The organism is Flavobacterium chungangensis, from assembly GCF_042654045.1.
Lineage (GTDB): Bacteria > Bacteroidota > Bacteroidia > Flavobacteriales > Flavobacteriaceae > Flavobacterium > Flavobacterium chungangensis.
In genome coordinates, this window is sequence record NZ_JBHSFY010000012.1 from 26,184 (window position 1) to 38,297 (window position 12,114).

Below are 12,114 nucleotides of genomic sequence, written 5' to 3' on the forward strand. Positions count from 1 at the left end.
TTTCGTTAAGGAAAATGCGGGCAGCAGTCTTATTTTTCCTGTTCTTTTTCATTACTGCTGCTGCTGCGGCCGATCCAGAAAAGCGGGGCAGATGTGCTGGCGGCAAGTCCGGTGCTTTTTTTAAGGATTGTTCCGTCTGCCGGCGCGGTTATTATTTTTACGTTCCTGCCGAAAACATCGGTTATATAGCCTATTTCCTCACCTTTGATAATGCTGCTGCCGGCCTTTGCGCTGCTGTAGAACAAGCCTTCTGCAGGTGAGGCTACAAGCAGCTGGTCATTAAAGAATCTTTTTGGAAGCACTGCCTGCGGAGCCAGTTTATGCTGATACATTTTGAGCTGGGCCAGCATATTATACACAGCATTCATGGCCGGGCCTATTTCAGATCTGGCGGCGGCGGCCTGCTTTGCCGCCGTTATGCTCAGGGCTGGAATGCCAAGGCGCACTGCCTGTCTGGAGATCTGCTTGGAAGGCTGCCCGCAAGGCTGAAGATAAGGCCTGGCAACTACGGTTCCCAAACCGCTGATTTCGCACAGGCGCGAGCACAAGAGGGCCTGCTGGGGAAGTTCACTGTTATGATAGTAGCTGGCATATGATATAAGGTCTTCATTGCTGCCCGCTGATCTGATATCCAGAAGAATATCAGTAGCATCAAAAATATGGGTGGTTATAAAATCGGCTGCAAGCCCATTGACGATGCTTTTTTGGGCTTCTGGAAAATACTGATCCAGATTTAAATCCGTATTCAGGCCGTTATTTTGGCAGGAAGAAAAAAAGGAATCTAGATTCATTATCGGAATTATGATCAGGCTCCCGGCCAGTTTTTCAGGGTTTATCTCGCGGCGCAGTTTTAAAAGTGATTGTACTGCCGATTGTTCTGAGGGCCGCGCTCCTGACACGATGGCAAAGGTCGGTCCCTTAAATCTTCCGCATATCAATGTTGCCGGGAGCCCGGCTTTGATGCTGTCAGAAGTGCCGATGCGGAATATGGTGTCAATTTTTTTGCCCTGATGCTGTTCAAGGTAGAATTTCAGCGATTTTTTTTGAGACGCCGCCGTCTGGCATATAAGCAAGGATATGAAAAGCAAGAATAAATGTTTCATGGAATTTTGAGAGCGGATACGGGTATCCTGATTAATAAATGATTAAAACCAATTAGGCCTGCAGAGATAAAACACGATTAGTTTTGCAATAGGAAACGACTTGAAATGATATCCAGCAGATGTTTAGGAAAAACATTGAATGGTAAACAATTCACGGGATCTAGCGGCCTATGGGGCTAAAAATGGTGAAGATGCAGCGAGTCTTAAAAGATTAAGGAAATTTAGCGAAGTGAAAAGCCGGACCCAAAGGCCGAAAATACGGTACGCTGTTTAAGGGATTTCTAGAAAAGGTGAAATAGGTGAAGCAGGCTGCTGCTATCCAGCCGGCAGGCTATTTTGTTCTTGAAAAGCGAGCTGTCTATGGCGCAGTTCGCCAAAACAGCATCAAAGCGGAATTTTTCATTTTTCAAAACACAAACGGACGGCTTGAGTTTGGTTTTCCGTTCATTGGATGAACTATTTATTCTCACTTTTTTTTTAGCGCCCGGTGCACTGAAAACTGAAGCTGTTCCATCTGAGCCTGCAAGGATTTCCATGGACGGATCAGAGAATACAGCCGATGAAAGCTTTTCAGGCTCACTGCCGTGGAGAAGACGCAGGGCGGTAAGCAGGAAGATCAGTATGTTCTTGCAGGGCGGCATTAGGGGAGATGAGATGATTTTATTTCTTTTTGATATCCGAAACGGCAAATATAGCTCTTATTATGCTTATGAGATAATTATTGGGCATCAAATCGCCTTTAAATGGGATTTCATTTTCTGAAATTGAATGCTGACCAGAGGTTCTCTAAGGGGTATTTTTAACCACTATACATTAAGGTGGCGACCCGCGCACCGGAGCAGGCTCCTGCATTAAATCTGCCTGCGGCGGGATCATTTAACCGCCCGGGGCAGAGTATAGTATTGCCGCGGATATTAAAATCATTTTTCAAATAATCCGTCCTTTTCCCATTGCTTGACTATATCTATAGTTTCCTGGGGCATTCTGGGGCCTCCCTTGGGCATCAGCACGCTATTGCCGTTTTCAAGGGAAATGCGGATGATGAGGCTTCGTTTTAAAACGGCCTCTTTGACCTGGGCATATGTGGCAAGGGATATGGGCGCACCGTTTGTGGGAACCGCCGCATGGCAGACAATGCAGTTATTGTCAATAATTGATTTCACATCCTTGTCATAGGTTGCTGATCCGGCAGGGGCGGTGGTGTCCGTCGGAGCTGCGGAATCATCATTGGAGCAGCCTGCAAGGATTATGGCAGCTGATAAAACGGCACATGCTTTTTGTAGTTTCATAACGTTTTTTTTTTTGGTTTGCAGAGCAGAGATGATTTTCATCTCAAGGAATGCTTTTCACCTATATACGCCAAAAACTCTTTTACAGATTGCAGGAAGACCTCTTTTTGTCCATTGAAATCCGAATCATGGCTTTTGCCGGCGATATCTCCAAAAACATGGGCAGTATGAAAAGATGATGCGGGATGCTGTTTTAGGCATGGCTGATGCTGTGGAAAGGATTCAGATTATTTAAAACAATTCTAAACTAAAGTTTTCTTTTTACTTGTTAAAACCATCCTAAAAAAGTTTCCGTATATGACCTTAAATCTAACCGCTATAAAAATCACGTATGAAAATCAACAAGCACATCAAAAAAGGTCTTTGGATCGCAATGGGAACAACGGTCCTGTTTTCAGCAATTCTTCTTTTCCATATCATTACTGCCAAGCCTGCGGTTTATGACACTCCAAACCTGCAGGTAAGCCGCATTGACTTCAAGCAGGCTATCGATTCTGCACAGGCCAGACAGATCTGCGCTGACCTGAGATCCATCAAAGGGCTGACCTCGGATTCCATCATTATCAAGAGAAACGTGGTGGTTTACTTCCATAATAACCGGATCACCAATTCAAAAAAGGTCTATGCGCAGCTGATGGCCAAAAGGCATTATGATGCGCAGCCCTATATACTGCCTGAAAATCTGGCATCCAAAGAAGTCTGTCCTATTGACCAGAACAGTCTGGGCTACAAGCTGTCCCAGAAGATCAATCATTTTTTTAATTAACCTTTAATATTATTGTTATGAAAAATTATTCTAAAATCGCCTTAATCGCGTTATTCCTTTCAACGGCTGTTTTTACATCCTGCAGCAATGATGATGAGACTCCGGCTCCTGTAAAAGCATCCATATATGAGCGGTTGGGAGGCACTAAAATGGTTGCCGATCCTGATAATTCAGGACAGATGATCGAGCAGGGACGCCTTAGCTTCCGCAAAGTGGTCAATTCAACAATCGGACTGATAGTTGCCGATATCCAGTCCAATGCATCAGGAAACCTGCAGGCGCATTTTGCGCCCCTTCTGGCCGAAACCGGAACGACCCAGGCTACAAATATTGCAAAATTATCCGATAACCTGACTGATTTCTTTTCCTTCAACACCGGAGGGACAAATGCAGTTAATACGTATTCGGGCCTGAGCATGGCAGCGGCGCACAACCCTGCGACAAACCCTAGAATGGGAACAAAATCCAGCAGTGCCGACTATACGAAATTCGAAGGTTATGTGGGAGCGGCCGCCAATGCGAACGGCGTTGCTTCAAACACCGAACTTTATACGGATATTGTGGCAGTTTTGGAATCATTGAGAACGCCCATCGTCCAAAAATAATTCATCTTCCCAAAAAACGCCGCCTTTTTCTGCGGGCGGCGTTTTCTTTTTAAGACATTGTCTTATTCCAAAACAAGCATGTCTGCCTAAAGGAATCCCTTTGCAGTTGCAAATTTGCTGCATGGCATCTTTGACCATATATCTCATACAAGGACCATACTGACTGGAGGCGCTTGTCCGCATGGCAGCACATACGGGTGCGGACTGATTTTCCAGAGCAGAACTCCTTTTTTTTCGAATCTTTAATCAAAGCCATCCCATGGAAAATTTTAAGCTTTCCCAAAACACCACTTTCTACGCCTTAGGATTAAGCTATAAAAAAGCAGATGCCCTGATCAGGGGGAAATTCAGCCTGGATGCTGAAGGCCAGTCTGACCTGCTGGCGCAGGCCAAAACCGAGGGCATAGAGTCGTTGATTGTAATTTCCACCTGCAACAGGACTGAAATCTATGGATGGGCTTCTCATCCGTATGAACTGATAAAACTGCTTTGCGGCCATACGAAAGGCAGCGTGGAGGAATTTCAGCAATTTGGCTACATCTATAAAAACAGCCAGGCCGTCAGCCACATGTTCCGGGTAGGTACAGGTTTGGAGAGCCAGATCCTGGGCGATTTTGAAATCATCAGCCAGATCAGAACCGCTTTTAGCCGCAGCAGAGAGAAAGGTTTGGCCGACACATTTCTGGACCGCCTGGTAAACACCGTAATCCAGGCGAGCAAAAAAGTCAAGACAGAGACTAAAATTTCCTGCGGCGCCGCGTCGGTTTCTTTTGCATCGGTACAGTATATAATCCAGAATGCAGCTGATGTAGGGAACAAAAATATTCTGCTGCTGGGGACAGGAAAAATAGGCAGAAATACCTGCGTAAATTTATTAAAGCATACCAAAAACAGTCATATAACCCTTATAAACAGAACAAGACACAAAGCCGAATTGCTGGCGCGAAGACTCAATGTCATCGTAAAGGGTTACGGCGATCTGAAAGAAGAACTGCAAAGGGCGGATGTGCTGGTTGTGGCTACGGGAGCGCAAAGCCCCACTATTGATAAAACACTTCTTGGCCTGCATAAGCCCTTATTGATCCTGGACCTTTCCATTCCGCGAAATGTGGATGCCGATGTCAAAGAAATACCCGGCGTGACTTTAATGCATCTGGATGATCTCTCCCAGATTGCCGATGAGACGCTGGAGAGAAGAAAACAGCATATTCCTGCCGCAGAAGCCATTATTGAGGATCTGAAATCAGAGCTGTATGCCTGGGTGAACGGCCGAAAATGCGCACCGACCATCCATGCATTGAAAGCAAAACTGAATGAGATTGTATCGACTGAGTTTGCTTTCCAAAAGAAGAAAGCAATCCATTTTGACGAGGTTCAGATGGATCTGGTCAGTTCCAGGATTATCCAAAAATTGATAGGCCATTTTGCGAGCCACTTGAAAGAGGAGAATACGCCAGTGGACCAGAGCATAGAATTTATTGAAAAAGTATTCCAGATAGGGCGGTTTATGCCCGATAGATCTTCTTGGCCTACAGAAGAAAAATACAGAATCAATCTGTCATAAAAATAAACTGGAATTCAAGCGCCAGACAGACCAGGCAGAGCCAGGCATCTAGGGCATATCTATAAATGATGCGCTTGAGGTGTTTTTTTGAAGCGGAATTCTTATGCTGATTTTACATAATTCCCATCTTTAAGGTGGAAATTATGTAAAATCTGTTTCCGTATTTGTTTCAGGGCGCCAGAATTCCTAAATTGGAAAATTATTGAACCAAGAGCCGAATAATTCGATTTTCAGGGATTTTCTGAGGGCTGTGGCGCAGCCGGCTTGAGGGATCCTTGTATGATGGTTTTATTCGGCAGCGAAAAACCGACAGATCATGGATGAAGACCCGAAAATAATCATATGCCTAGCCGATGACGATGAGGACGACCGCATGCTGCTCCATGAAGCGCTTCTGGAGCTCGATCGGCCTTTCAGGATATTTGAGCTCTGCAGCGCACAGCAGCTCATCGAGCATTTTTCCAAACCGGAGCAGGAGCCTGCCGATTTCATATTCCTTGACCTTTATATGCCGGGCATGGACGGCTTTGAGTGCATCGAAAGGCTCAGAGGCATGGGCCCGGCTCCCGGAAATGCAAGGATCATCGTCTATTCCATCGACAGTGCAGCCAAAACAATGCAAAGGGCTTTTGCCCTGGGAGCGGATTTTTATGCCGTGAAGCCCAGCACGTATGAAGATCTTAAGAATCTGGCGGCAATAGTCATGGGAGCATCGTGGGAGGATTTATCAGCTCAAGAGCGGATATTCCATATCAGGTAGGAGGCGGAAACAGCCCAGAGACGGCTTATCATGCAGTTCCACACGGCAATAGTTTTAGGTTTGTTTTTTAGGTTTGTTTTTTTTTGGAGCTTTTTCCCGCTATGCGCTTCAATCTTCTGCGCCGAACCCCGGCGCAGAAGGATTTCCGCTACTATCGGGGCTATTTTGTGCTTTATTTTAGTGAGGAATAAATCAATTTTCAGCTGTTGTCCATCAGCAATTATGTTTAAAAAAAATGGCGCCAATTGTCTTCAATTGACGCCATTTGGCTTTGTGACCTTGGCGGGTTTCGAACCAGTGCTTTTCGCTGGAGATTTGAGCCTTCTGCTGTAAAGCTTTGTTTGTTTGTTTGTTTGTTTGTTTGTTTGTTTCAAAAGCTACGGTAAAACTGACATTTTTTCGCCCATGAAAACTGAAAAATTGTCATTTTTTTTCTCTGGCATAATTTTGGTTTTTTTGTCCCTGGCACTGCAAAGGCAGTGTATGTTCAAAAATATTGTATAACAATTAAAAGTAAAATGTTATGAATCTTATCAAAAGAAATGCAAACCAGCATCGTGGCCTGCCGCATACGTTTTTTGATGACGTTTTTGGCCGCGAGCTTTTCAATTGGGAAAACAAAAATTTTTCTACAACAAGCACCACCCTGCCATCGGTAAACATTAGAGAGACTGCAGAGCATTTTGAAGTCGAAGTGGCTGCTCCCGGCCTGGAGAAAGCCGATTTCAAAGTTACCCTTGACGGAAACCTGCTGACTATTTCTTCGGAAAAGGAAAATAAGCAGACCATCGAGCAGGAGAATTTTACCCGCAGGGAATTCAGCTACCAGTCGTTCCAGAGAAGCTTTGAGCTGCCTAAAAATGTGGTGGACGAAGAAAAGATAAGCGCCCGCTATGTGAATGGCCTGCTTCATCTTTCCATACCCAAAAAAGAGCAAGCGAAGCAGAAGCCGCCTAGAATGATTGAAATCGCCTAATTTTTAATCGATTATTTTACCTTTTTTTTATTTTAAAGCTGCCCCGAAGGGCAGCTTTAATCATTGCAAAAAGCTATAATCATGTTTTCGGACTTATTTTCTGCCCTGGTTGTGCTCTGCTTTGCTGTGCTGTTCCTGATACTGGTGCTGCGCCGCTTCAGACAGCCGTATTTTATTGCCTATATAGCTGCGGGCGTGCTTTTGGGGCCAAAACTGCTGAATACAATTCCTGATCCTGAAATGGTCGCGGAATTGGGCGAAATCGGCATTGTTCTTCTGATGTTTTCCATTGGAACCGAGATAGACCTGCACCATTTAAGCCAGCATTTCTGCAGGCCCTTTGCAATAGCGCTGGTCCAGATCCTCTTAAGCGCCTTATGCATGTATGCCTTGGGAATGCAGTTGGGATGGCCAGCCAGCAGGATTATATTATTATCTTTTATCATAAGCCTCAGCAGTTCGGCCATTGTATTTCAGTACTTGCAGAGAACCGGCGAGATTAAAAGCCAATTGGGCATCATAACATGCGGTGTGCTGCTGATGCAGGACATGCTGGTTGTGCCCATGGTCTTATCGCTAAATTTTATTTCAGGCAGCAATGCCTCTTTTTTTGAGCTTGCCAAGGTCTGCATAGGCGGCATGCTCATACTGCTTTTTTTGCGGTCAGCCGTCAATAGGAGGATTTTTAATATTCCCATGAGAAGAGAGCTTGTTGCCGACCATGATCTGCAGGTATTCATCGGCTTCTGCATATGTTTTGGGATGGCTTGGTTTAGTTTCTGGTTTGGGCTCTCGCCAGCCTTTGGGGCCTTTGCAGCAGGAATTGTGATCGGGCAGGATAAGGCGACGCGCTGGCTTGGAAAATCGCTGATTCCCTTTAGGGTCTTTTTTATGGCATTTTTTTTTCTGGCCATAGGGCTGCAGCTTGATGTTGGGTTTTTTGCAGCCAATGCCGGCACAATTGTCTTGGTGGCTGTAAGCGTTCTGATAATCAATAGCTTGATCAATAGCCTGCTTTTTAAGCTAAGCGGAAACAGCTGGAGGGACAGCATATATGCCGGTGCGCTATTGTCGCAGATTGGCGAATTCAGCTTTGTGCTGCTTACGCTTGCCGCTTCTCTTGGGCTGGTTGGAGATTACATGCGTCAGATTACTCTTGCAGTGATTACCTCCACCATGCTTCTGTCAAGCATCTGGCTGGCCATCATACAGAAGCTGATCTATAAGCTGCCGGCCCAAAGGACTGAACTGGCCAACTGATTGATGGCTCAAACCTCTTTAGGATTGCAGGACAGCATTGCGATAAAGCCTGAAAGCTCTCAGAAATGAGGGCTTTTTTTATTTTTAGTTAGTTTCTTTTTTGATTGTTTTTAGTTTTTTTGATTTGGGCCGGCGATGGTGGAGGCTGGTTTGGGTGAAAATTTTTTTAAAGTGCAGGCTATTTTTGAATATGCCGTAAAAGAGCTAATGAGCTACTAGTGGGACAGGAGTTGGATGTTCAATAGTACAGTTTCGAACCTAAGTTTCTTGGATATTGGTTTTGCCGGCTTTCTGTTTTCAAAAAACTCAATGTGCCGCGATTTGCCGCAAAACTTTGAAATTAGAGATGTCTTTAAAAAACAGCCTTAAATTTTGTTGCAGATATAGTATTGCGTTCAATCAAAAGGACTCTCAGATAATAGCCAATTGTTGAAGGCAGTTGTGTATATGCGCAGCTGGCTCATGATGAATATTTTGTAAGGTATTATTTTATAAAAAAAAAGAAAGGTGTTTTTTGAAATCATAAAGATTGTATATTTGGACTCAAATTTTAATGCCCAAATAAAAAAAGTATAATAAGCCTATGAGAAAAATTTTACAATTATTAATGCTGGCTTTAACAGTATGTGGTTTCGCCCAGGATGGATCTTTAGATTCAAGTTTTAATCCTCCCACAGGAGCTAAGAATGGAGATGTAAAGGCGGCATCGATACAATCAGACGGAAAAATTCTGGTTGGAGGCGATTTTACGCTTATAAATAATGCAAGTTCTAATAAATTAGCGCGGCTAAATGCAGATGGAACCATTGATGTAACATTTAATTTGGGTTCAGGATTTAACAATAGCGTTAATGGAATCAGTACTCAGTCTGATGGGAAAATTTTAGTTGCCGGCAATTTTACGGCGTATAACGGAATTTTAAAGAATAGAATTATCAGGTTAAATATTGATGGAACTGTTGATTCGACCTTTGAGATTGGTGCGGGATTCAACAATACAGTCAACGGAGTAAATATCCAATCCGACGGAAAGATAGTAGTTTTTGGCAATTTCACAACATATAACGGAATTTCAAAAAATAGGATTATAAGGTTAAATACAGATGGAACTGTTGATTCAGCATTTAATCCGACGGCAGGAGCAAATAATAGTATTAATTCATGTGCCGTACAATCTGATGGTAAAATTATAATAGGAGGAGATTTTGGAGCATTTAATGGAGTTGCAAGAACCAGACTGGCAAGGCTGAATGCGGACGGATCCTTAGATGCCGCATTTATTTCTGGCATCACCTCTTATATGTCTAACAGTATAAAAACAGTCTGCATACAGCCAGACGGAAAAATAATAATTGGCGGTAATTTTAATTCTTATAATGGCACGCTTGCTAATTATATAGCAAGATTAAATTCTGACAGCACATTGGATGCCACATTCAGCATAGGTGATGGCTTCGACTCTTCTGTAAATTCTATCGCTATTCAAGCTGATGGAAAATTAGTTGTCGCGGGAAATTTTTCCGCATATAATGGAACTTATTCTCAGCGGGTAGTCCGATTAAATATGGATGGGGCAATAGATTCGCCTTTCAGCTCAAGAAGCAATTTTGGAACTGATGGATCGGTTAACGCTATCGCAATCCAATCCAATGGAAGAATAATGATCGGAGGTTCTTTTTCAAAATGTAATAATTTCTCACGAAACAGGATAGCAAGTTTAGACAGTAACGGCAACATTGATAATGGTATTTATCCTTTCTTCGAGAATGGCATTTCCGCTGATGGCCATGTGAGGGCTGTCGCTGTGCAGCCAGACGGAAAGATACTTATAGGCGGAGGATTTTTAACTTATAGAGGCATATCCCGCAAAAGTATTGCAAGATTAAACCCTGACGGAACGCTTGATGCTGCTTTTAATGTCGGTACAGGAGCTGATGGCCTAGTAAAAAAGATTGTAGTGGCGCCAAATAATAAAATTATTATTGCGGGAGATTTTAAAAGTTACAATGGCGCAGCGGCTAATGGCGTAGTGCAGCTAAATGCTGATGGAACTTTAGACACTGCTTTTAACGCCGGTGGCTCTGGCGCTAACAATATGGTCAATGCCCTTGCACTGCAGGCGGATGGGAAAATCATTATTGGAGGAACTTTCAGCATGGTCAACGGAACCCCAAGAAACCTATTGGCCAGACTAAATGCAAATGGCACATTAGATGCTTCTTTTATCCCTAAATTAACGGCGGGAAATGTCTGGACCATTTCAGTGCAGGCGGATGGCAAAATCGTTATTGCAGGACTGCTGCTGCAATATAATTATGCGGGCAATGGGGAAATTCTAAGACTAAATGCCAACGGAAGTTTAGATACGATTTTTAATCTTGGCGGGGTAGGCACTGATTATTTTGTCTATTCCAGTGCAGTACAAACTGATGGCAAAATTATTTTAGGCGGTTCGTTCAGCAAATTTAATAATATTCCCGCCAAAGGAGTAGTTCGTCTTAATGCCAACGGAAGTTTAGACTCCTCATTCAAGGTTCCTGAATTATATGGAAATGTTACTATCAATGACATTGCAATTCAGAATGATGGAAAAATTATTTTGGGCGGATCTTTCGATTCATTTGGCGCCGCTGTTGGCAATAGCATAATGCGAATAGATATGGACGGCACTTTAGATCCTGCTTTCGCAACAGGCACAGGATTCGCTTACATTTCAGCGCTGGCTTTGCAAAAGGACGGCAAATTGCTGGTTGGAGGAAATTATGTTTCTTATAATGGCAGCAGTGATGTAAAATATATTGCACGATTGAATAGTTCAAACAATTTAAGTATAGAACATTTTATTACTGATATTAAAATTAATGCATATCCCAACCCGGTAACTGATTACCTTAAGTTCAATGTTCAAAACAATGTCAATATCTCAGGGTTTGAAGTATTCGACGTCACAGGAAAAAAAATTGATTCGAATATTCTTAGCACAAATTTTATAGATGTTAAAAATTACCTCGCAGGGATTTATTTCCTTCGAATAAAAACAGATAGCGGTATTTTGGCTTGTAAATTCATAAAAAAATAATTGGGTTTCAGGCGTCGCTGCTAGATATATAATAGCCGATCTACTCAAGTCAAAAAAATGCAAGAATCTATGATGAAGGGTCAGAAACTAAAAAAGAATTCAGAGCAGGCCTTATTGCTTCGTCAATTTTAGTGTTTGCTCTAATAATATGGCCAGGAAATAAAATAGATGCTTGACAAGATGATTTCATTAGAGAAACCGTAATCCTCCGGTCAAAGCCGGTAGTGTTTCAAAGTTAGTGATAGGAGATTTTGAAATTCTAACCTTTTGAAATTGAATAAATTTTAGAAATAAATAATTTAAAGATGAGCGGCAATGCTCATCTTTTTTGTTTTAATATTGCCGTAAATGGGCTAAACATATTGAAATAAAGAATTTGACGCTCGGGCCCCATCTGAAGAGACTCACCAGACGTAGAATCTGCTTCCGTAAAAGTTTAGATGTCTTTACTGCTGTTTTGAAGATTTGCTTTTGGATTTAAGCAATAAAACAGCAAATTTCTTTGGCTTTGTTTCCAGCATGATTTTGGCCGGTGGGGGAAGATGGCTGCAAAGGCCCATTTGCTAAATGGGGAGATTATTAAAAAGTTAGTTAGTTAGTTAGTTAGTTAGTTAGTTAGTTAGTTAGTTAGTTAGTTAGTTAGTTAGTTAGTTAGTTAGTTAGTTAGTTAGTTAGTTAGTTAGTTAGTTAGTTAGTTAGTTAGTTAGTTAGT

General features: G+C 42.7%; 10 protein-coding genes and 1 pseudogene. 9 read left to right on the forward strand and 2 right to left on the reverse strand.

What is annotated here, in order from left to right:
* Positions 1-29: 29 nt before the first annotated feature.
* Positions 30-1,103, reverse strand: coding sequence for a succinylglutamate desuccinylase/aspartoacylase family protein (locus ACFO3N_RS17705; RefSeq protein WP_379799936.1), 1,074 nt, complete (start codon positions 1,101-1,103; stop codon positions 30-32).
* 360 nt (positions 1,104-1,463) lie between these two features.
* Here ACFO3N_RS17705 and ACFO3N_RS17710 point away from each other — a divergent pair, with 360 nt between their 5' ends.
* Entirely contained in the window at positions 1,464-1,865 is a 402-nt protein-coding gene (locus ACFO3N_RS17710) for a hypothetical protein (RefSeq protein WP_129053243.1), read from the forward strand.
* Positions 1,866-2,023: 158 nt separating this feature from the next.
* Here ACFO3N_RS17710 and ACFO3N_RS17715 read toward each other — a convergent pair whose 3' ends face one another.
* On the reverse strand, positions 2,024-2,434 hold the full coding sequence (locus ACFO3N_RS17715) for a hypothetical protein (protein WP_379799938.1): 411 nt from the start codon (positions 2,432-2,434) through the stop codon (positions 2,024-2,026).
* Between the two features lie 289 nt (positions 2,435-2,723).
* Between ACFO3N_RS17715 and ACFO3N_RS17720 the strand changes: the two genes are divergently transcribed.
* The 8 genes and pseudogenes from ACFO3N_RS17720 to ACFO3N_RS17755 form a co-directional block, all read left to right on the forward strand.
* Complete coding sequence (locus ACFO3N_RS17720; protein ID WP_379799941.1) at positions 2,724-3,158, forward strand: hypothetical protein; 435 nt, start codon at positions 2,724-2,726, stop codon at positions 3,156-3,158.
* A 17-nt stretch (positions 3,159-3,175) separates the two neighbouring features.
* Positions 3,176-3,763: a globin family protein gene (locus tag ACFO3N_RS17725; RefSeq protein WP_129053246.1), complete on the forward strand. Its 588-nt coding sequence runs from the start codon at positions 3,176-3,178 to the stop codon at positions 3,761-3,763.
* A 259-nt stretch (positions 3,764-4,022) separates the two neighbouring features.
* Positions 4,023-5,327 carry a glutamyl-tRNA reductase gene (gene hemA / locus ACFO3N_RS17730; RefSeq protein ID WP_379799943.1) on the forward strand — a complete coding sequence of 435 codons (1,305 nt, stop codon included), beginning with the start codon at positions 4,023-4,025 and terminating at the stop codon, positions 5,325-5,327.
* A gap of 316 nt (positions 5,328-5,643) precedes the next feature.
* The gene (locus tag ACFO3N_RS17735; protein WP_281632470.1) at positions 5,644-6,087 is read left to right on the forward strand and encodes a response regulator; all 444 of its coding nucleotides are present in this window, start codon (positions 5,644-5,646) and stop codon (positions 6,085-6,087) included.
* 523 nt (positions 6,088-6,610) lie between these two features.
* On the forward strand, positions 6,611-7,063 hold the full coding sequence (locus ACFO3N_RS17740; RefSeq protein WP_379799946.1) for an Hsp20/alpha crystallin family protein: 453 nt from the start codon (positions 6,611-6,613) through the stop codon (positions 7,061-7,063).
* An 81-nt stretch (positions 7,064-7,144) separates the two neighbouring features.
* Positions 7,145-8,323 (forward strand): cation:proton antiporter domain-containing protein, encoded by a 1,179-nt coding sequence (locus ACFO3N_RS17745; RefSeq protein ID WP_379799948.1) that lies wholly within the window; start codon positions 7,145-7,147, stop codon positions 8,321-8,323.
* Positions 8,324-8,906: 583 nt separating this feature from the next.
* Complete coding sequence (locus tag ACFO3N_RS17750) at positions 8,907-11,402, forward strand: T9SS type A sorting domain-containing protein (protein WP_379799950.1); 2,496 nt, start codon at positions 8,907-8,909, stop codon at positions 11,400-11,402.
* Positions 11,403-11,757: 355 nt separating this feature from the next.
* Positions 11,758-11,883 (forward strand): annotated as a pseudogene (locus ACFO3N_RS17755) (IS1 family transposase); the annotation flags it as partial.
* Between the last annotated feature and the right edge of the window lie 231 nt (positions 11,884-12,114).